Here is a 20796-nt window from a genome sequence, read left to right on the forward strand (position 1 = left end):
ACATATGCTCCGCAACTTAGCCATATAAACTAGGTTATATCGTCTTATTGGCAGTCTCTTTAATCTGTTTGCGTTCTTCATAAATATTTTGAACGATTACTTTAATGACACAGTACGTAGGGATCGCAATCAGAATTCCGATAAACCCGGCAATATTTCCTGCTGCCAATACGATTGAAATGACTGTCAACGGGTGAATATCCAAAGATCGTCCCATAACATTTGGTGTGATTAAGTTACTTTCTACTTGCTGTGCGACAAGCGTTACAACACCCACCCAAATAACGTCAAACGGATTATTCAGAAGTGCTACAATCACTGCCGGTACAAGGGAAAGCCACGGACCGATAAACGGAATCATATTCATGAAAAATGCAAACAAAGCAAGTAATAATGAATATTCCAAACCAATGATTAAATAGCCAATATACATCATGATTGCGAGTAAAAAGCTGACCAATACTTGTCCTTGTACATAGCTTCTTAATACGTTATCAATTTCTTCTAATGTTTTTTTCACCCATGTGCGGCGTTCCCCAGAAAAGATACCATAAATCTGAGGAGCGAATTTTTCATGGTCTTTCAACATAAAAATAAAGAAAAATGGTGCTAATACTAATGTTAATGTGACGGTTACCGCCCCGCTTAAGAAAGAAACAAGATATTTACTACTTGCGACAGCAATGTCTTGTATCGAATTGGTTACAGATGCTATAAACTCTTCTACTTGCGGAGGTAACATCGGAATATTTTCCTTATTATCTAAAATAAAATCAGCTGCTTCTTCAATATCCTTAGCGATCGTCGGTGCATTTTCAACAAGTCTGTTTACCTGGTTTGCAATTGGAGTGCCAACCAAAATCAAAAAACTTGCGAATAAACCCGCAATTATAAGAACAATCGTTATTAAACTACCCCATCTCGGCATTCCCCGTTTTTCCAATATACGCTGTAACGGCTCTGAAATATAATAGAGCACCCCACCGAGTAATAACGGCACAAGAATTGTCGTAAAAATGATGATAATCGGATTAAATATCGAATGAATTTCAATAAAGTATTTAATAATTAATAATGTTAATAAAATACCTACGCCAACTTGGAACCACAGTTTTCTTGTCATCGGCTCACTCTCTTTCCCAAACTTTCTTTTACTTTATATTTTTACTATAACTATGTACGTTTTAGCATGCCATAAAGGTTCATAAAATACAAAAAATAAAAAAGGTTTCTTCCGCAAAGGAGTCTTTGCGGAACAAACCTCTTAACTTTTATAGCTTTTTATCGTCAATTGAATTTAAATAGTCTTCGATTGTGCCTACAACCGACTCCACACAGCCGTCGTCAAATGGCGAGATTAAGCCCGCTTCTTCAACAAGTTTTGTGAAAGCAAATGACCCGCCTAGACTGCATAAATGCAGATAGTCTTTCCAAGCACCATCAAAGTCTTCGCGTGAACGTTTCCAAAACTGGAATGCACAAATTTGCGCTAACGTGTAGTCAATATAATAGAATGGGCTTGAATAAATATGACCTTGTCGTTGCCAAAAAGCTCCGGATTCCAAGTAGTCATGTCCATCATAATTGCGATGCGGTAAATATTTCGCCTCGATTTCTTTCCATGCAGCATTGCGCTCTGCTGGTGTCATTTGTGGATTTTCATACACGACATGCTGGAATTCATCTACTGCTACACCGTATGGTAAGAATAGTAACCCGCTGCTTAAATGCGAGAATTTATACTTATCTGTTTGGTGCTTGAAGAATAGCTCCATCCAAGGCCATGTAAAGAATTCCATACTCATAGAATGAATTTCTGCTGATTCATATGTCGGCCATAAGTATTCCGGAATTCCAATATTTCGGCTTGAATACACTTGGAATGCGTGTCCTGCCTCATGTGTCAGTACATCAATATCTCCGGATGTGCCATTAAAGTTCGAGAAGATGTACGGTGATTCGTAGTCTTCGATAAACGTACAGTATCCGCCGCTTTCCTTACCTTTTTTCGCAACTAAATCCATCAGGTCATGCTCGATCATATAGTTGAAGAACTCGCCTGTTTCCTTAGATAGTTCTTCGTACATTTTTTTACCATTATCGATAATCCATTGCGGATCACCTTGAGGTACGGCATTTCCTGTTAAGAATGTTAAGCCTTCATCATAGAATTTAAAGTCTTCCACACCGATGCGTTCTGCTTGGCGTTCATATAGTTTTGTGGCAAGCGGCACGATATTTTCGCGCACTTGCTCGCGGAATTTCGCAACCATCTCTGCATTGTAGTCTATACGGTTCATGTTGACATAGCCCAGTTCTACATAGTTTTTGAAGCCTAATTTCGTCGCAATTTCATGGCGCAGCTTCACTAAATCATCATAAATCTGATCGAACTTTTCTTTGTTTGAAGCATAGAAATCTGCACTCGCTTCACGTGCCGCTTTACGTACTTCACGTTCTGTCGATTCTGCATATGGTCCCAGCTGTGCCAGCGTCAATGTTTTACCGTCAAACTCAATCTGAGCAGAAGCAACTAGCTTGCTGTATTCAGAAGTTAATCTGTTTTCCTTTTGCATAAGCTCGATTACTGCAGGCGAGAAACCTTTTAATAAGTTTTCAGCTAATGCAAATAGTTGCGTACCCCATTTTTCTTCCAGTTGTGCACGGAATGGCGACTTCACGAGTTCCGTATAGTAATTAAATACAAGCTCATCTGCCATTGGACTTACTTCATCAAAATAGTCGCGCTCTTTTTGGTAATATTCATCATTCGTATCGATTGATGCACGTACATAGACGATATTGGCCATTGTAGAAAATGTGTTGCGAATCGCATTTAATTTTTCGATGACCTCGCTTTGTTCATCTACTGTAGTTGCAGCTTTAAACTCTTCTAATAATGCTGCTGTCTGTTCTTTCATTTGTTCTAGATCCGGACGTTTATAATCAAAGTCTTTAAATGTTACCAAACTCATTCACCCCATCTGTTCACTTCATTCGGAATTCGAAATTCCCTCTTTTATTATTTATGATTATGGCAAAAATTGCAATTATTTTCAGAATATTTATCCAGCTTTATTTTAGGTTAATAGACATAAAAATAAGCAGCCGAGAAAAGGTCTCTGCTGCTTATTCCGGTTTTTATATCTTGAACTTATTCATTTCCAATACGACTTGTTGTGAATGGCTATCCAATTCTTCAACCGCTTTTGTTAGATCATCGACTACGAGAGTTTGTTCATCTGAAGCAAGTGCCAAATGTTTGGCGTAGTCTGATGTATCGTTTACTAAGCGACTCATCTCCTCAGTTGAAGCTAGAATTTGCTCTGCACCAGCAGACATTTGCTCGACAACTGCTGAATCATCCTGAATTCGGTTGTTGACATTCAATACGGAATTCAAAATTTGGTTTAAACGCTGACCAATTTCACCTACTGCCATCGTTCCTTCTTTAACATCTGTAGTTGTCAGATCAATCTCAACTAGTAAACGATCCGTTATATGCGAGAAGTTTTGCAGATGATCTGAAATCTCCTCCGCTGATGATCTGGACATTTCCGCCAGTTTCTTTACTTCATCTGCTACAACGGCAAAACCTTTTCCGGCTTCCCCGGCACGCGCCGCTTCAATTGCAGCATTAAGCGCAAGTAAATTTGTCTGATCCGAAATATTCGTAATGACGGTCACCATTTCTTTAATCGAATGGAAGTTTTGCCCCATTTCCCTCACTAGCTTAGCCGTATTTTCTACCGATTTTTCTACCCCTTGAATCTGGTCAACTACCTTTCCGGAACTTTGTGCGCCATCTTCAACAAGGCTCGTCATATCGGAAGAAATTTCAGCAATCTCATTAAATGTATCGGCCAGTTTCTGAATGCCGATTGCCATTTCATTCATCGCAGCATTTACTTCATTATTGCTTACTTGCTGTAATGTCCCGCTGTGTGAAATCGTGGCGATATTTTCTACCATTTTTTCATTTGATGTGTTCACACGTTCTGTAGATGTTTCGATTAAATCGACTACTTCTCCCAGCCCATCTGTACGTTCCTTTAATATTTGGAATGTTGCAGATAACTCGACGAGTGAACTTTGGAAATTTTTAGCGAACGCTGTAACTTCATTATTCGTTTTAAAACTCAGCTTGTCCAACGTAGCCTGTGATTCAACAATATCACCTGAAGCTAGATTTTCTGCTGCCTTATTTAATGTTTGTAGTGGGGATAATGCCCGACGGATATAGGTATAAATCCCAATTAAAGCTACGATAAATATAATAATGAAAATGAGCGCTATAAGTGGGACAATCTCTTTTGCTACATTCTCTGTTAAAGAACTGATATACGAAGCATCGATATCAACACCTAAATAGGCAATCGTTTCTCCTGCATCATTTTTAATTGGAACAATGCCAGTAATATATTCACCGAAATCACTGTTTAAAAGGTCTGATGCAAATTGACCTTCTTCGATAACGCGCTCAATATGCTCGTATTTTGTAGAACCTGATGGGTCACCCAGTTTCCCGGCGTTTTCAGTATCATCTGCTGGCATGCCATCAACTAAAAAGGAAATCTCCCCATTTTCTTCTGGTACAAAATAGGTGTAGGCATACATGACACCATTGTATTCACGTAATTCATTTAACTGTTCACGTAATTCCCAATATGTTGCATTTTCACTTGGTTTTTCAATAAGCTGCTCATACTTTTGTACATCTATGTATTTTACGATATTGCTAGCTACTTCAATCGTACGCTCTTTTACGGATGATTGAACTGAACGAGCTGAGTTATATTGAAGCATAATGACGGTTAATAGCAAAATAACGGCGAAAATACTGCCGATCATCAGTATTATTCTACTACCTAATTTGTCCATTCTTTTCATAGCCTATTCTATCTCCTAGTATAATATTTAATTGTTTAATTTATTTTGAATTAAAGATTATTTAAATGCAACTTCTTTTCGTGAATCCTTTATATTATTAATGAATAATAAGTAAATAGAACTACCCATTTCCCGTTAGTTTCCAAAAGTAAATGAAGACAGAAAAAAAGCCCAAAGAATCATCTTTGGACTTAGATTTTTATTCGCCTAAATCAGCATTGTGGTAAACGCGTTGCACGTCTTCCAAATCTTCCAATGCATCAATCATTTTTTCAAACTTCACTAAATCATCACCAGTTAAAGCCACATCCGTCATTGGCAGCATCGTTAGCTCTGCTACAGTAAAGTCTTCGATGCCCGCTCCTTTAAATGCTTCTTGCGTTGCATGGAACTGTTCCGGCTCAACATATACGATAATTGTGCCTTCTTCATCCATAATGTCACGCATATCTAAATCAGCTTCCATTAAAATTTCAAGAATTTCATCTTCTGATTTACCTTCAATTCCGAATACAGCTGTATTTTGGAACATATGCGCCGCTGAACCAGATACGCCCATATTACCGCCATTTTTACCGAATGCTGCACGTACTTCAGAAGCTGTACGGTTTACGTTGTTTGTTAATGCATCAACGATTACCATTGTACCTGCTACCCCGAAACCTTCGTAGCGTAATTCATCAAATTGCTCATCTCCGCCGCCTTTTGCTTTGTCGATTGCTTTTTCAATAATATGTTTTGGTACAGAATACGTTTTTGCTCGTTCCAAAACCGTTTTCAGTGCACGGTTTGATTCCGGATTTGGTTCACCTGATTTTGCTGCTACATAAATTTCACGACCGAATTTAGCATAAATACGACTATTTGCTGCGTCTTTCCCAGCCTTTTTATCTTTAATGTTATTCCATTTACGACCCATTTTATTCACTCTCTTTCATACTCTATTAGTAACGTTATTTAAAAACGAAAAAATATATTTAACTTATTTATTATACATAAACTTGAAATAATTTTAAATTACTCTGCATAAAAAAATGTAAAAACCTATAGCACCATTTGGCATGCTATAGGTTTCGTTTATAATTGTGATGCCTCTAAGCTAAATGTATCGCCGCCTTGAAGTGTCCCGGCATTATATCCTTTTTTGAACCAGCGCATCCGTTGCTCGCTTGTACCATGTGTAAAGCTTTCCGGTACGACATATCCTTGCGCTTCCATCTGTAGTGTATCATCGCCAATGGCATTTGCTGCCGTTAATGCCTCCTCAAAATCGCCTTCTTCCAAATACCCCTTGTCTTGGACATGATGTGCCCATACACCCGAGTAATAGTCAGCCTGAAGTTCCAGACGTTTCACGGCTTCATTGTACTTGGCTTGTGATACTTTTCCGTTTAACGCATGTACCTGTTCGGATGTGCCCAATAATGTTTGGACATGGTGCCCGACTTCATGCGCGACTACATAAGCCATCGCAAAATCACCCGGTGCATCAAACCGGTTTTTTAATTCTTTATAAAAACTTAAATCAATATACAACTTATAATCTGCCGGACAATAAAATGGCCCGACCGCAGCACTTTGCATTCCGCATCCGGAGCTTACACTATCCGTAAACAATACGAGCGTCGGATTTTTGTAAGTTAATCCATTGTCAGCAAACAATTGTTGCCATATATCCTCTGTATCCGCAAGTACTACCGAAACGAATTCCGCCAGTTCCTCTTCTTCAGCGGTCGGTTCATAGTTTTCAGAAGTTGCACCGTTTTGCGTAATGCTCTTTGATACTTCCGAAACAACATCCCCTGCATCTCCGCCATTGAGCAATGTGAAAATAATGGCAATAATTATCCCGACACCGCCAAGACCTCCACCGATTTTCCCGGCACTCATCCCACGGCGATCCTCCACATTACTGCTTTTCCGTCTTCCTTTTACATCCATAGTGTTCCCCTCCACCTAAAACAGGCATTCTTTGCCCTATAATTACCCTATTTACGATTTCATATAACTTCTAATTTTAATTTGTAAAACAAAAGAAATCGAAGTAGTTTTCAATTCCACTTCGATTTCTTTCTAAACTTCGCCTAATACAAAAATAACTACCTTATAAATCGGCTTCGATCTTTTTCAGCAATGCCTCGCAGCCTTCTACACATAGATCGTACGTTTCCTGGAAATCCCCTGTATACCATGGATCCGGAACATCTTTTTTATGTGTCGTCAGATCAAGGAAGCGGAACACTTTTGCATCAGCTTCAGCACGCAGCATTTCGATTGTATTTTTCACGTTGCTTTCATCCATACAGACAATATAGTCAAAGCTGTCTAAATCGGAAGTGCATAACTGTCTTGCAAGCATACCGGTTGTCATAATTCCGTATTCCTGTAATTTTGCCGTCGTTCCTTTATGCGGGGGTTCTCCAATATGGTAATTGCTCGTGCCGGCCGAGTCGACTGTAATTTTATCCGTTAAACCGCGTTTAGCGATTAAATCACGCATAACAGCTTCCGCCATCGGAGAACGGCAAATATTGCCCAAACATACGAATAGTACTTGCTTCATCTCTTTTCCACTCCTAATCAAAGAAGCCGCACGAAAGATTCCGCGCAGCTCCTGTTATTTTACTTCCGGGTGCATTTCCTTCAAATGTGCTGTCAATCGGTTCAGCTCATCTTCCAAAAATTGAATAGATTGTTCACGGCCTTCTTTTCCTGCCCCAACTGTAAATGGCTTCCCGTAAATTAAATAGCCTTTTTGGCGTTTGAATACACCTTTTGCATTTTTCGGACCGATATATGCAGCCGGCAAAATTTCAGTCTTCGCCAACTGGGCAATTGTCACTGCGCCGGCTTTTAGTTCCGAGTTTTCCGAACTTCTCGTTCCACTCGGGAAGATTCCGACTACTTTTCCTTCTTTAATAAGCTGTCGCGGGATTTTAATAACACTTGGTCCCGGATTATCGCGATCTACCGGGAATGCGTTCAATCTCGTAATGAGCCAACCTAATCCTTTGACATCAAATAATTGTTTCTTAGCCATAAAATGTACTTCTTTAGGCAGCATAGATATTCCTAGATTCAAAATATCGATATAGCCATTATGTGTACAGGCAACGACAAAGCCGCCTTCTTTCGGTATATTTTCTTTCCCGTATACCTTAGCCTTTGACCCGTTAACCCCTAAAATTCCATACACAACTCTTGCAATAAATTTATACACGTTTCATTCCTACCTTATCGTTAATCTCACTTTATTTTAATTGAAAGTAATACCATCATTCAATCACTACTGTTTTGCCGTCGTTCCCGCAATTTGCTCGATTAATGGGGGCAGCCAATCCTCAAGCTGACTAAACGAAAATCCTAATTGCTCCGCCTTGTCATTTTTCATATACCATGTTGCAGGTATGGCATATGGTGAACGGATTTCCTCTGTCCCAAGTAATGCTATTTTAGCGCGCTCCCCTGTCTTTTCTTCAATAAGAGAAATAAGGTCTTTTAACGAAATAACCCCATTTGCTATCGCATTAATTGGACCTTCCACATCTTCATTACCTGCCCACTGTAAAAATTGAGCGGCTTCTGTTGCCTGAATGAAGGACATTTCCGCATCCATGTTTAAAAATCCAATCGGTTCCTTATTAATAATGCGCTCAATATGGAAATGCAAACGGCGCGTATAATCATCTTCTCCCATGACAATCGGGAAACGGACCGCGACTACAGGGAACTCCGCATATTTATAAAATACCGCCTCTGCCAGACGTTTGCCTTCACCATACGTAAATTCATGTGTGTCTCCCATGATGATGCCATATGAAGTCGGATCAAAATCTTCTTCCGAATGCGGCTTTCCATTTGCCTCATATACAGCTAATGTAGAGGTGAAGACGAGCTTGCCGATTTTACCATTGAACAGATCGCATAGCTGTTTTGCCTCATTTGGCGAATAGCAAATATTATCATATACAATATCAAATGTACGATTTTCCAATGCCTTCCCAAAAGCCTCCGTATCTTTACGATCCACTTTAATATGCTCCACTGCATCGCCAAAGGGATTTTCCGACATACCACGTGTGACAATTGTTACTTCATGCTTTTGCTCCAATAAAAGCTCCACTAATTTACGGCCAAAAAATCGTGTCCCGCCTAATACTAAGATTTTCTTCATATACGATCACTCCATTCCAATTAATAAATCTAAATCAATTGTAATTTCCTGTAATTGAATACTTTCTTTATCGTTAATATGCCAGCCCATCGGTGTCATTTCAAGAAGGTTTTGTACTAAATGTGCTTCAAGTGGTACTGTATAGGTAATTCTTTTTACTTCTGCATTTGCAAAACTTGCTTTAAAACGCTCAACTGTTTCAGCATTTGTATAGGTTTCCTTTTCCGAATTTGCAAACGCCTGTTTACGCAGTTCTTTTAAGTAATTTTCCTGTGGCACAACTTTAATCACTTTACCGCCCCGTTTTAATAGCCGTTTAAATTCATCGTAATTTGCAGGTGACAAAATATTTAAAATCGCATCAAAAGATTGCTCGTTGAATGGACTATTGGCTAAATCACCTACACACCATAGCTGTTCAGGATTATACTTTGCCGCTGCGATTACCCCTTCTTTAGAAATATCAATTCCTACACCAACAGGGCGATCAAGCTGTTCGCAAATACGATGTAAATGAGAACCTTCACCACAACCTGTATCTAAAATTACCGGCTGTTCTACTGTGATTTCCCGGGCAATGGCGGCTTGTAACCGATCATAGATTCCTGCTTGAATGACAGTATGGCGAGACTCGAATAATTCTTTTCCATACATTGATTGGATAGGTCGATTTAACATATAAACATAGCCTTGTTTTGCCACATCAAATGTATGATTCGATAGACAGCTCATTTTTCCTTCATTGCTTATCTCTATTCCCTGTTGGCATATAGGACAAGCAAAAAGTTGGCTATTGAATTGAAATTGCTGAATACTTAACGCTCGTTTTGATAATAGACCCATTATGGATCCTCCTTCATATGTGTTCGCTAGTATCGTACCATAAACTCATTCAAATAAAAAAAGGAAATAGTGGTCACTACTCCCTTCAAATACTTTTCAATCTATAATAGTTGGCTCGTTGTCACAAATTCATAGCCTTCTTCTTTCAAATACAATATAACTTCCTCTAAAGCATCTGCTGATTGCTGATGAATATCGTGCATTAAAATAATCCCATTGTCCTTTGCTTGTGATTTTAAATTTGCCAATGTCTTTTTCGGTGTTTTATGCTGCCAATCAAGTGTATCAATATTCCACAGAACCGGCTTTATATCATCGATCGATTCCCTTACTTTTTCATCTATTGCTCCAAACGGCGGTCGATACATCGTAGGCGTCTTTCCTGTTGCGTCACAAATTGCCTCGTTTGCTCGGTCGATTTCTGCTCGCATTTGTTGTGCGTTTAGCTTCGTCAAGTTTTTGTGGCTCCACGTATGATTGGCAATTTCATGACCGAAAGCATCCGCTTTTTTCACGACATCAGGATATTTTACAACGTTTTGACCGAGCACAAAGAATGTTGCCTTCACTTCATACTTTTGCAGTGTCATTAAAATTTGATCGGTCACATTTTTATGTGGACCGTCATCGAACGTAAGTGCAATTTTTTTATGAACGGCCTGTTGTTCTGGAGGTTGTTGTTGTTCATTTTCTTGTACAACATCGGCCTGCGTATTATCCAATATATTTTCAACCTTTATGTATGTTGTACAATTTCTGACCGGTGCCCCTCCGTCATTCATATAAAACGGCATCATTTTATTTAAGCTGTCGGTTGGCTCGTTTATATAACCTTTGGAAGCGGATGGCTCATAATAAGCAGCATTCATCGAAACCGCTTTATTACTTGCGTAAGTTGACGGTGTATCGATCCATAGGCGATATCCGAAAACTATTAATATTCCACATAATATGCTGAGCACTGTTATTTTTTTGCCCATTCTACTACCCTCCTTTCCTCTTCTATTTATTAGACGTATGAAGAGAGCAAAAAGTTAATAAAATATTGGATTTTTTTATAAATTTTTCCCATAAAAATAGCAAAGTAGAAAAAACTACTTCGCTCTGTTTACTTTGTCGGTGTGGCGGTTTTTGAATGTAATGTCGTATTTTTCCCGTGCATAAAGGCTTCTAATGCTGTGTACACACTTTCAATCTCTGTTTCTGATAATCGTTTTCCTTCAAGTGTTTTTGCCCATTTTTTTAATTCCGCCATTTTTAGCACTTCTACATTTGAAGATTGAACTTCAATCTGCTGAAATGAGCAACCATTCGTAAAAACTACGAGCGTTTCAAATATTGTACCGTTTACTTCCGGCAGCTGGTCTTTTAATACATGAGTTAAACGTTTTGTTTCATGGATCGGGTTATTAAATACTTGTTTTTTATTTTTATGTAATAGCTCAATCCATTCAATACCCTGCTCCCGTCCATTAATCCAGCCTGATTTATCTTTCACATTTACTACATAGATCCCTGATTCATGAAGTAAAAGTGCATCAATTGTTTGTACTTCATTATGAACAGGAAGTTGGAGATTCACCATTACTTTTTTTATACCTTGAACATGCTCCAATTCCTTTACTAGCTGATCGGATATTCGGACACTCTTATTCATAAGCACATCAAAATAGGTATAGCCGGTCAATTGATAAAATGTTGTATTGTCATGAGTATATAATTTAAAAATAATGTAACCAATAATCGCAATTAGAACGACCAATAAAAATAAGGTCATTGCGTTCACTCCTTGTCTGCGTCATCGCAGTTCATTTTAAATAACACTAGTGCCATTCCTAAATTTCTATAGGCTGTTGAGAGTTGGCTTTATGACTGTTTATAATCGGCAAAAGCTGATCAAGCTTTTGTATTTCATAAGTTGGCCGAATTGTTGATGGTACCGCATTAAACGGATTAAGCCAGCATGTATCGATTCCGGCATTTGCGCCACCGATAATATCAGCACTGTAGGAATCACCAATGATCATCGCCTTGTTCGGGTCGAAATTTGGAATTCGTTCAAAAACATAATCAAAAAATGGCTTCATCGGCTTTTGATAGCCTGTATTTTCCGAAACGAAAACTTGCTTAAAATAAGGTGCCAAGCCTGTCACTTGGAGGCGTTTCATTTGTGTCTCGGCCAACCCATTCGATGTGATATACAGTTCATACTCAGGTTCCAATGTATGAATCAGCTCCAATGCGCCTTCAACAAACACTTTACTTTCCGCTAAATAGCCTCGGTACTCAGCGTCCAATGCCTTGCCATCCACTTCAATGCCAAAATGCTCAAATGTCTTGCCAAATCGGGTTTCCATTAAAATGTCACGAGTGATCAGCCCTTCTTCAAGCGAGCGCCATAAGCCCGTATTAATTTTTCGGTAAACATCCTCGGTCTGGGGTGTCAATGGAAGCTGATATGCTTCAAATAACTTCGGCAGTGCCAACTTTTCGGCAGCTTTAAAATCCAATAATGTATCATCCAAGTCAAATAATAAAAATTGATATTCCTTCATATGTGTACTCCGTTTCCATTATACTAATATATTAGCTTATCATAATCGAATCACAATTTTAACTATTTACACTACTCCTAATTTTCGATAGCATGAGAGTATTGCTCTATGTAAAGAAAGAAGGGTTCTTTTATGGGATTTGAGTTAGACCCACAACTAGTTATTATTTTAATTTGTTTTGGTTTTTTAGCAGCCTTTATCGATTCTGTTGTGGGAGGCGGTGGCCTTATTTCCCTGCCTGCATTAATGTTTGCCGGGCTAAGTCCCTCTGCAGCTGTTGCAACAAACAAACTGGCCGGGACGATGGGATCATTAACGAGTACTATTACTTTTTATCGGTCTGGAAAGCTTGATATTAAATCCGTAATGAAGTATTTCCCATGGGTTTTTATTAGTTCCATGATTGGGGCTTGGATTGTCCATTTACTTGATCCAAATTTATTGAAACCATTAATGCTGATCATGCTGGCAGCTGTAGCAGTCTATACAATATTCAAAAAAGATTGGGGCAGCATTTCGGCGGTTAAAACTCTTTCAAAAACAAAGTATGTTTTATTTTTCCTAGTGATTTCACTAATTGGTTTTTATGATGGATTTTTAGGTCCTGGTACGGGGTCATTCCTGATTTTTGCATTTCTCATGGTCGGCTATGATTTTTTAAAGGCAGCCGGTAATGCAAAACTTCTTAATTTCGGGAGTAATATCGGGGCACTTTTAATGTTTATCTATTTAGGGCAAATCAATTATACATATGGCTTGATTATGGGGGCCGCTCAAATTGTCGGAGCAATTGTCGGTTCACGGTTTGCGATTAAACGCGGAAGTGGCTATGTGCGTGTCCTTTTCATTATTGTTACGATTACGCTACTTGCGAAAAATGGATATGATTTCTTCATGAAATAGAATGTATCGGATGTCCAATTATTGGGCATCTTTTTTAATTTTAAAAAAAGCTCCGAAAATCGGAGCTGAGTTCTTATTGCATTTCTTTTGTCGGTCCCATTACTGGAGGTACCGGTAAACCTGCTTGGCGTAGTAATACTGTCATTTGGCCAATATGATGCGTTTGGTGTGTGATCACTTTGCTAAGTAGCTCACCGCGCTTCATCATACCACCAAAAGCAGGTACTTCTTCTAAAAGCTGTTCCTCTGTTAATGCTGCCGCTTCTTTTTTATACGCTTCGCGCACCATTTCATACTTCTCTATAATTCCAGCCATTGTGTCTGGCTGTGGCATATCAGGACCTGGACCCGGAATTTGCAATCCCGCAAAATGGCCGAATGCGCCTGCTACACTTACTAAATGCCATGATAACCATCCTAATGAATTGTGCTCATCTACGATGGCGATATGCATTTTGTCATCCGGAATGGCTTGCATTACTTTCAATGCACCCTTTGATGAGATTGCCCAATCTTTTACAAAATCTTCAGCTACACGATACATAAATAATTCCCCTTTACTAAGATTTGTTTTTATCATACCGAATAAGAACGGATTGCGCTATAAATCAACATTTCAGATTTTTAATCAAGGTATATAATCCAGTAAGATGCTCCATATTTCAACTTTTTCATCAAAGGTTTTAATATTCTTCCCTGGAATCGGGCTTGTAGATGGCATTTTTTTATATGCCCGTCCATCCAATACTTGGAGCCCAATATGTCTTTTAAAAACATCAAAGCTTTTCCCGCCATTAAATAGGACAAGCTGTATTTGCGGGTATTTTTTAAACAGCTCCGAAAAGTTATTCGGTATTTCATTTTTTATTGTTGCATCAAGACTTCCTTCACGTTCACAGCTTTCGATGGAATCCCATAGCCCGATACAATGTTTACGAAGAAGTGCGATTCTTTCGTTATAGTCTTCCGGAATATCGATTGCTAGAAGCTTTCCTATAATTGGCCAAAAATGATTCCGTTGGTTGCCGTAGTATTGCTGTTTTTCCAGTGACTGCTTTCCTGGCATTGAGCCAAGAATAAGCACTTTTGTTTTCCCATCCACAATCGGAGGTAATATATTATGGATGAGCTCCATCACAACTCCCACCATTCTTTACTGTTATTTTAATGATAAAAGAACCACATATAAGTATGCGGTTCTTTCACTCTATTATTCTTTTTTATATACAATTGATCCATTAACAACGGTCAATAATGCATTCGTCTGTAAAATTTCTTCAGCGCTGCAGTTCATTAAATCCGTATCGAGTATTGTAAAATCGGCATCATACCCTTGTCGGATATATCCGCGTTCGTCTTCTTTAGAAATTGCTTCGGCACTGCCAACGGTGTACATTTTCACTGCCTCATAACGGGTAAGCTTTTGTTCAGCATTATAGCCTTCATGTGTATCTTTCGGTTTCTTTCGCTCCACTGCCGCATATATTGTTTCAAATGGACTCATCGCTTCAATCGGGGCATCAGTACCTGCCGCACATATTAAACCTTCTTCTATAAACGTTTTCCACGCATAATGATGACCAGGGCGATTTTCACCAAGCTTCTCTGTTACCCATGGATAATCCGATGTAACAAAGGCCGGCTGCAAATCCAATATAATCGACAGCTTCTTCATTCGGTCAAGATGTTCTTCCGATACGATGCAGCAATGAATCAGGCGATCGCGCTTCCCGTCAGCTACAGGATATTTCTCTAAATATTGAAGCACCTGTTCCATTGCGCCATCACCGATTATATGAATGGCTACGGCTTCATTATACTTCCGTGCTAATTGTATGAGTGCTTCCATTTGTTCATCCGTATGAATGAGCATCCCTTTATTATGTTCATCATTTGCATATGGCGCCAATAATGCAGCCGTAGAGCCACCTAATGAACCATCCGCAAAAATTTTCATCGCACCCGCCTCAATAAATGGCTCATCAAATTGTGCATTGTCCGTTACCATTTCCTCAAATACCGTATGATGACGCAATAAATTGACACGGAAATGCTTTCGTTCACCTATTACGCTATGATAGGCAGTCAGCGGATTCGTATAATGGCCGTAATAGCCCATCTCTTCTGTATGCCCACCGGTTAAACCATAGGATTGCATATGTTCAATGGCCAGCTGCAATACTTCCGCTAAACTTTCAATATAGCTTTCTCCCTCTTGTTTGAATAGTGATGACACTAGATTCGTTGCCTGTTCATACAACAGTCCGTTCAGCTCACCGTTTTCATGGCGTCCAATCTTTCCGCCTTCGGGATTTTCAGTATCTATTGTAATACCCGCTAAATGAAGTGTGGTTGAATTCACTAAAGCAACATGGTGGCACACACGGTTAAGGAATAGAGGGTTTTTTGTTACTGCATCCAATTCCTCTTTCGTTGGAATACGGCCATCTGTAAATTGATTTTCATTCCATCCGTCCCCAATGAGCCACTGCCCATCCTGTAGTTGGCTTGCCGCATTTTTAACCAGTTGCACAAGCTCTTCCCCACTTGTTGCTACTGTCAAATCAAGACGCATCAACTTTTCACCGTGTCCTATCATATGGAGATGACTATCTACAAAGCCGGGGTACATAACTGCGCCCTGCAAGTCGATAACATCATCTGCATATACTAGTAAATCGTCGAAAGCCCCTGTCTCCACGATCTTACCATCTTGTACAAGCACTGCCTGAACGGTCGCCCCTTCTTGCTCCATCGTATATATTTTGCCATTAGTCCATAGCTGCCTCATCTTCCGCTATCCCCCATCTACATATCAAAATCTTGTCGTGCATATGGTTCACCTATATTCATATGATCGAGAATCGGTTCATCTGATCCTTTATAAATAAACGTGATATCCTGCAATTCAGGTAAATTCTCAAAATAAGAGCGTGCTAACGTTTCAACAAACATATTGGCACCTGCAGAACCTTGAATCGTATATATATCGTCACCTAAATTAAGCACTAAGCTCTTATCCTTATTTTCCATTGTATAGTCAAGCAACACTACATCATGCTCATTTACTGTTGAAAAAATAAACGGCACCAGTTCTTCGTCATCGCTATTGAAATTTTCTTCAAATGGAACGGTATTCTCTGCATTCTCATCTGATTTATATAATGTAATCTTTTCCTCTTTCACTTTAGAGCTACCTTGTGTCACATTGTCTGTATTATTTCCCGGGACATTATTTACATCATCACTCATCTCTTTTGTCCCGCACGCTGCGAGCACGAGCGCAAATAACATGACCAATAACAATTTCTTCATCATTGCCTCACTCCTTTTGATGTATTACTTTCAAGATACAGAATAAATAAACAATTTTCAAACTTCCGATGACTTTTCTAAGTACTTGTTACGCTCAAAATATAGCTAAGTTTATCTAAATATAAGTAAACCATTAAATTTCAATACTGAAAATAAAATGTTTTCAAAAAATATTGACAATGGTAATTACCTCCAATATTATTAAGGAACACTAAATAAATTAAAACAAGGAAAGGAGTTTAGGGATATGATGACACCAATTGTAAAGTTACCAATTTCAACAGCGACAATTTCATATTGCCCTAACCTGAACTTTTGTTTTAATTTCGCACGTACTTGTAAATAAAAAGCACAGGTGTGGACTCCCCCTGTGCCCTTTTCGTTTTGACACCTTTTCGAAAAATCGGAATAGGTGTCTTTTTTGTTTGCATTGGCCGTGTTTTTAAATATCCGCGGAAAATGTACGATGCATTTTAGTGTAACAACATTTTAGGAGGGCTTTATATGACTATCATTTGGCAGCGAAAACTATTAAAAATGGATCGATACGATGATGGGTAGCAACACGATCAACAATGAAGAAAGAAGGTATACGTAATGTTTAATGTATTTGTGAAATTAAAGTGGTTTTTAAAACTGTACCGTAAGCAATATACAATTGCGATTGTGCTCCTTATGCTGGCGAGCTTTATCGAAGTCTTGCCGCCATGGATTTTAGGGGAAGCCATTGATGACATGACAAATGGAGATATGGATCAGATGCAGCTGCTTAAGTATGTAGGCTTCGTTATTGGCGCTGCCATCGTGAGCTACGCTTTAAACTTCATCTGGCAATACCAGCTGTTTGGCGGTTCGATCGCACTGGACCGTATATTACGTAAAAAACTGATGCACCAGTTTTTAAAAATGACTCCTACATTTTATGAAAAAAACCGTACCGGTGACTTAATGGCAAAAGCTACAAACGACTTGAATGCCGTAACATTGACAGCTGGCTTTGGTATTATGACACTCATTGATTCCACGGTCTATATGGCATTGATTATTTTAGCAATGGGCTTTTTCATTTCTTGGAAGCTGACATTTTTCGCGATGCTCCCGATTCCTGTCATGGCTCTAATCATTCAATATTTAGGAAAAATTGTTCATGAACGTTATATGAAAGCACAGGATGCATTCGGAGAGATGAATGACAATGTGTTGGAATCTGTTGCGGGAACTCGCGTAATCCGCGCGTACGTTCAAGAAGGAAAAGATGAAGAACGCTTCGCTGAAATGAGCGAAAACATTTTTGCCAAAAACATGCGCGTCGCTTATATTAACGGACTCTTTATGCCAATCACAAAAATTGGAACTGGCATTTGTTATGTAATCGCATTGGGCTATGGTGCTGTTCTTGTCTCAAATTCTGAGCTAACGGTCGGTCAGCTCGTTTCATTCAACGTATATTTAGGTTTGGCAATTTGGCCAATGTTTGCTATTGGCGAGCTGATCAATGTCATGCAGCAAGGGAGTGCTTCACTTGACCGTGTACAGGACACATTGGAATATGAAGCGGATGTACAAAACCCTCCTTCACCAATGACGCACCAAGTACCAAATTCTATCGGGTTTTCTGAGTTTACATTCCAGTATCCTCTATCTCAGGTAAAAAACTTGCAGCAAATCTCACTGAATCTGAAAAAAGGGCAGACACTCGGTATTGTCGGTAAAACAGGTGCAGGGAAAACAACATTTATTCGCCAACTGTTACGTGAATATCCGTTAGGCAATGGGCAAATCGCCATTAATGATACGGACTTGGCACAAATGACAAAAGAACAAATATTGGACTGGATCGGCTATGTGCCACAGGACCATGTACTATTTTCCCGCACAATCCGCGAAAACATTTTATTCGGGAAAGAGGATGCTACGATTGGCGAAATCGAGGAAGCCATTCGTTTAGCAGACTTTGAAAAAGATTTATCAAATTTACCGCTTGGCATTGAAACACTTGTCGGTGAAAAAGGCGTATCTTTATCAGGTGGTCAAAAACAACGTGTATCAATCGCACGTGCCTTAATTAAAGATCCGGAAATTTTAATTTTGGACGATTCTTTATCAGCAGTCGATGCGAAAACAGAATCAAAAATCATTGAAAATATACAAACAGAGCGCGCTGGAAAAACGACAATCATTTCAACTCACCGCCTGTCAGGTATTCAGCATGCGGATGAAATAATCGTGCTGGATGATGGTTATATCGTTGAACGAGGTACACATGAAGAGCTTCTACGCTTAGGTGGTTGGTACAAAGAGCAGTTTGACCGCCAGCAGCTTGAGGAGGTGGAGCAATGAGTACATCAAAACGACTGTACCTGTATGCTTTGAAATTTAAAAAACCGATTTTAATCGGATTAGCCTTATTAACAATTGCCGTTGCAACAGATATTGCCGGACCGTTCATTGCCAAATATATTATCGACCATCATATGGAACCGGGTAATCTGGAAGTAGAACCGATTGCAATCTTATTATCGATTTTCTTCTTATTGTCTGTTCTGACAGCAGTGTTCCGATATTTAATGTTCATCTTTTTACAACGAGGTGCAAACTTCGTTATTCAGCAGTTACGGAAGGATGTTTTCGGTCATATTCAAAAGCTACCAATTGAATACTTCGATAACCTGCCGGCCGGTAAAGTTGTAGCCCGTGTCACAAATGATACAGAGGCAATCCGCAACCTGTATGTAACTGTACTTTCGCAATTTGCGAACAGCTTTATTACCATTGCAGGGGTATATATAGCATTATTTATACTAAATTGGAAAATGGCACTGTTTGCTCTATTGCTTGTTCCGATTGTTTATATTTGGATGATTTTATACCGGAAATTCGCTTCCCAGTACAACCATATTATTCGAACAAAAATTGCGGACATTAACGCAATGATCAACGAATCGATTAATGGGATGACGATTATTCAGGCATTCCGCCGTGAAGAACAGATGAAGCAAGAGTTCGACGAGATGAATGATGAACATTACAAATACAACCGTAAGCTTTTATTGCTGGACTCTGCGACATCACATAACCTCGTAAATATTTTACGTCTTGGAATGTTTGCAGTTTTCGTTTATTACTTCGGCACCCAATCAATGACAATGCCTGAAGCAGTATCAGCCGGTACGCTATATGCGTTTGTTGATTATATTACACGCCTGTTCAATCCGATTACGAACTTAGTCAACCAGTTCTCTCAGCTGGAACGATCTTTAGTTGCAGGATCTCGGGTATTTGAACTGCTTGATCAGCAAGGGGAAGCTGTAAGTACAGAACGAATCGAACGCTATAAAGGAAATGTTGTGTTTGATCATGTATCATTCGCCTATAAAAATGATGAATATGTATTGAAAAATATTCACTTTGAAGCAAAAGAAGGCGAAACGATCGCACTTGTCGGTCATACAGGTTCAGGGAAAAGCTCAATTATGAATTTACTGTTCCGCTTCTACGACCCGCAAAAAGGCCGGATTATCATTGACGGGAAAGATATTACGAAACTTCCTCGCCAAGCGATCCGCGAACATATGGGAATCGTGTTGCAGGATCCGTATTTGTTCACCGGAACGATTGCCTCGAACATTAGCCTAAATGATAAGCGGATTTCAAGAGAAACTGTTGAAAAAGCGCTAGAAGCAGTCGGTGGCGAACGTGTTTTATCGAAATTCGAAAAAGGAATTGATGAGCCTGTTATTGAAAAAGGAAGTACCCTTTCTTCCGGACAGCGCCAGTTAATTTCGTTTGCGCGTGCGCTTGCATTTGATCCGGCTATTCTTATTCTGGATGAGGCGACATCGAATATCGACTCAGAAACAGAGGAAATTATTCAGCACGCAATGGATGTATTGAAAAAGGGACGTACGACATTTATTATCGCCCACCGACTTTCCACTATTAAAAATGCAGATAAAATTTTAGTATTGGACCGTGGTGAAATTGTTGAACAAGGCAGCCATGATGAACTTGTCGCACTTGGCGGTAAGTATGAACTTATGTATCGCCTGCAATCCGGTTCATTAACTTCTTCATAAAAAAAGAAGCGTACAGCCCCCTTCATTAGGGAGCTGTACG

Annotated in this window: 19 protein-coding genes; 3 read left to right on the forward strand and 16 right to left on the reverse strand. The window is 39.3% G+C overall.

Annotated features, from left to right (window positions below; genetic code table 11):
* Positions 1 to 34: 34 nt before the first annotated feature.
* From MHB58_RS18955 to MHB58_RS19010, 12 genes are all read right to left on the reverse strand, one after another.
* Complete coding sequence (locus MHB58_RS18955) at positions 35 to 1123, reverse strand: AI-2E family transporter (protein ID WP_014822503.1); 1089 nt, start codon at positions 1121 to 1123, stop codon at positions 35 to 37.
* Between the two features lie 148 nt (positions 1124 to 1271).
* Positions 1272 to 2975: a M3 family oligoendopeptidase gene (locus MHB58_RS18960; protein WP_041865680.1), complete on the reverse strand. Its 1704-nt coding sequence runs from the start codon at positions 2973 to 2975 to the stop codon at positions 1272 to 1274.
* A gap of 166 nt (positions 2976 to 3141) precedes the next feature.
* A complete protein-coding gene (locus tag MHB58_RS18965; protein WP_014822501.1) occupies positions 3142 to 4890 on the reverse strand; it encodes a methyl-accepting chemotaxis protein in 1749 nt (582 codons plus the stop codon).
* A gap of 199 nt (positions 4891 to 5089) precedes the next feature.
* A complete protein-coding gene (locus MHB58_RS18970; RefSeq protein ID WP_008405861.1) occupies positions 5090 to 5809 on the reverse strand; it encodes a YebC/PmpR family DNA-binding transcriptional regulator in 720 nt (239 codons plus the stop codon).
* 158 nt (positions 5810 to 5967) lie between these two features.
* Positions 5968 to 6831, reverse strand: coding sequence for a KPN_02809 family neutral zinc metallopeptidase (gene ypfJ / locus MHB58_RS18975; RefSeq protein WP_065216124.1), 864 nt, complete (start codon positions 6829 to 6831; stop codon positions 5968 to 5970).
* A 163-nt stretch (positions 6832 to 6994) separates the two neighbouring features.
* Positions 6995 to 7453 (reverse strand): low molecular weight protein-tyrosine-phosphatase, encoded by a 459-nt coding sequence (locus MHB58_RS18980; RefSeq protein WP_008405865.1) that lies wholly within the window; start codon positions 7451 to 7453, stop codon positions 6995 to 6997.
* A gap of 54 nt (positions 7454 to 7507) precedes the next feature.
* Positions 7508 to 8110 (reverse strand): lysophospholipid acyltransferase family protein, encoded by a 603-nt coding sequence (locus MHB58_RS18985; RefSeq protein WP_087618098.1) that lies wholly within the window; start codon positions 8108 to 8110, stop codon positions 7508 to 7510.
* 66 nt (positions 8111 to 8176) lie between these two features.
* Positions 8177 to 9064 (reverse strand): NAD-dependent epimerase/dehydratase family protein, encoded by an 888-nt coding sequence (locus tag MHB58_RS18990; protein WP_340735828.1) that lies wholly within the window; start codon positions 9062 to 9064, stop codon positions 8177 to 8179.
* A 6-nt stretch (positions 9065 to 9070) separates the two neighbouring features.
* Positions 9071 to 9907 (reverse strand): putative RNA methyltransferase, encoded by an 837-nt coding sequence (locus tag MHB58_RS18995; RefSeq protein ID WP_340735829.1) that lies wholly within the window; start codon positions 9905 to 9907, stop codon positions 9071 to 9073.
* Positions 9908 to 10008: 101 nt separating this feature from the next.
* Entirely contained in the window at positions 10009 to 10887 is an 879-nt protein-coding gene (locus tag MHB58_RS19000; protein ID WP_339263332.1) for a polysaccharide deacetylase family protein, read from the reverse strand.
* A gap of 128 nt (positions 10888 to 11015) precedes the next feature.
* Positions 11016 to 11684, reverse strand: coding sequence for a nuclease-related domain-containing protein (locus tag MHB58_RS19005; protein ID WP_340735830.1), 669 nt, complete (start codon positions 11682 to 11684; stop codon positions 11016 to 11018).
* A 58-nt stretch (positions 11685 to 11742) separates the two neighbouring features.
* On the reverse strand, positions 11743 to 12462 hold the full coding sequence (locus tag MHB58_RS19010; protein WP_340735831.1) for a YjjG family noncanonical pyrimidine nucleotidase: 720 nt from the start codon (positions 12460 to 12462) through the stop codon (positions 11743 to 11745).
* Between the two features lie 132 nt (positions 12463 to 12594).
* On the opposite strand from MHB58_RS19010, the gene MHB58_RS19015 reads away from it, so the two are divergent.
* Entirely contained in the window at positions 12595 to 13365 is a 771-nt protein-coding gene (locus tag MHB58_RS19015; protein ID WP_339263335.1) for a TSUP family transporter, read from the forward strand.
* Between the two features lie 73 nt (positions 13366 to 13438).
* Here the strand turns inward: MHB58_RS19015 and MHB58_RS19020 are convergent, their stop codons facing one another.
* From MHB58_RS19020 to MHB58_RS19035, 4 genes are all read right to left on the reverse strand, one after another.
* On the reverse strand, positions 13439 to 13909 hold the full coding sequence (locus tag MHB58_RS19020) for a DinB family protein (protein WP_340735832.1): 471 nt from the start codon (positions 13907 to 13909) through the stop codon (positions 13439 to 13441).
* Positions 13910 to 13993: 84 nt separating this feature from the next.
* The gene (locus MHB58_RS19025) at positions 13994 to 14500 is read right to left on the reverse strand and encodes a DNA-deoxyinosine glycosylase (RefSeq protein WP_340735833.1); all 507 of its coding nucleotides are present in this window, start codon (positions 14498 to 14500) and stop codon (positions 13994 to 13996) included.
* Between the two features lie 75 nt (positions 14501 to 14575).
* Positions 14576 to 16156: an amidohydrolase gene (locus MHB58_RS19030; protein WP_340735834.1), complete on the reverse strand. Its 1581-nt coding sequence runs from the start codon at positions 16154 to 16156 to the stop codon at positions 14576 to 14578.
* A gap of 17 nt (positions 16157 to 16173) precedes the next feature.
* Positions 16174 to 16683 (reverse strand): fructose 2,6-bisphosphatase, encoded by a 510-nt coding sequence (locus MHB58_RS19035; protein WP_014822488.1) that lies wholly within the window; start codon positions 16681 to 16683, stop codon positions 16174 to 16176.
* Positions 16684 to 17277: 594 nt separating this feature from the next.
* Here MHB58_RS19035 and MHB58_RS19040 point away from each other — a divergent pair.
* Both MHB58_RS19040 and MHB58_RS19045 read left to right on the forward strand, forming a co-directional pair.
* On the forward strand, positions 17278 to 19020 hold the full coding sequence (locus tag MHB58_RS19040) for an ABC transporter ATP-binding protein (protein ID WP_008405882.1): 1743 nt from the start codon (positions 17278 to 17280) through the stop codon (positions 19018 to 19020).
* Positions 19017 to 20756: an ABC transporter ATP-binding protein gene (locus tag MHB58_RS19045; RefSeq protein WP_008405883.1), complete on the forward strand. Its 1740-nt coding sequence runs from the start codon at positions 19017 to 19019 to the stop codon at positions 20754 to 20756. The genes MHB58_RS19040 and MHB58_RS19045 overlap by 4 nt, the downstream gene beginning before the upstream one ends.
* Positions 20757 to 20796: the final 40 nt, after the last annotated feature.

The organism is Solibacillus sp. FSL K6-1554 (genome assembly GCF_038005185.1).
In the GTDB taxonomy this organism is placed as follows: Bacteria; Bacillota; Bacilli; order Bacillales_A; family Planococcaceae; genus Solibacillus; species Solibacillus silvestris.

Excerpts from the sequence above, each read along its gene's own strand:
- MHB58_RS18955 (WP_014822503.1), bottom strand. The coding sequence starts at position 1,123 with ATGACAAGAAAACTGTGGTTCCAAGTTGGCGTAGGTATTTTATTAACA.
- MHB58_RS18960 (WP_041865680.1), bottom strand. The coding sequence starts at position 2,975 with ATGAGTTTGGTAACATTTAAAGACTTTGATTATAAACGTCCGGATCTA.
- MHB58_RS18965 (WP_014822501.1), bottom strand. The coding sequence starts at position 4,890 with ATGAAAAGAATGGACAAATTAGGTAGTAGAATAATACTGATGATCGGC.
- MHB58_RS18970 (WP_008405861.1), bottom strand. The coding sequence starts at position 5,809 with ATGGGTCGTAAATGGAATAACATTAAAGATAAAAAGGCTGGGAAAGAC.
- ypfJ (WP_065216124.1), bottom strand. The coding sequence starts at position 6,831 with ATGGATGTAAAAGGAAGACGGAAAAGCAGTAATGTGGAGGATCGCCGT.
- MHB58_RS18980 (WP_008405865.1), bottom strand. The coding sequence starts at position 7,453 with ATGAAGCAAGTACTATTCGTATGTTTGGGCAATATTTGCCGTTCTCCG.
- MHB58_RS18990 (WP_340735828.1), bottom strand. The coding sequence starts at position 9,064 with ATGAAGAAAATCTTAGTATTAGGCGGGACACGATTTTTTGGCCGTAAA.
- MHB58_RS18995 (WP_340735829.1), bottom strand. The coding sequence starts at position 9,907 with ATGGGTCTATTATCAAAACGAGCGTTAAGTATTCAGCAATTTCAATTC.
- MHB58_RS19000 (WP_339263332.1), bottom strand. The coding sequence starts at position 10,887 with ATGGGCAAAAAAATAACAGTGCTCAGCATATTATGTGGAATATTAATA.
- MHB58_RS19005 (WP_340735830.1), bottom strand. The coding sequence starts at position 11,684 with ATGACCTTATTTTTATTGGTCGTTCTAATTGCGATTATTGGTTACATT.
- MHB58_RS19010 (WP_340735831.1), bottom strand. The coding sequence starts at position 12,462 with ATGAAGGAATATCAATTTTTATTATTTGACTTGGATGATACATTATTG.
- MHB58_RS19015 (WP_339263335.1), top strand. The coding sequence starts at position 12,595 with ATGGGATTTGAGTTAGACCCACAACTAGTTATTATTTTAATTTGTTTT.
- MHB58_RS19020 (WP_340735832.1), bottom strand. The coding sequence starts at position 13,909 with ATGTATCGTGTAGCTGAAGATTTTGTAAAAGATTGGGCAATCTCATCA.
- MHB58_RS19025 (WP_340735833.1), bottom strand. The coding sequence starts at position 14,500 with ATGGAGCTCATCCATAATATATTACCTCCGATTGTGGATGGGAAAACA.
- MHB58_RS19030 (WP_340735834.1), bottom strand. The coding sequence starts at position 16,156 with ATGAGGCAGCTATGGACTAATGGCAAAATATATACGATGGAGCAAGAA.
- MHB58_RS19035 (WP_014822488.1), bottom strand. The coding sequence starts at position 16,683 with ATGATGAAGAAATTGTTATTGGTCATGTTATTTGCGCTCGTGCTCGCA.
- MHB58_RS19040 (WP_008405882.1), top strand. The coding sequence starts at position 17,278 with ATGTTTAATGTATTTGTGAAATTAAAGTGGTTTTTAAAACTGTACCGT.
- MHB58_RS19045 (WP_008405883.1), top strand. The coding sequence starts at position 19,017 with ATGAGTACATCAAAACGACTGTACCTGTATGCTTTGAAATTTAAAAAA.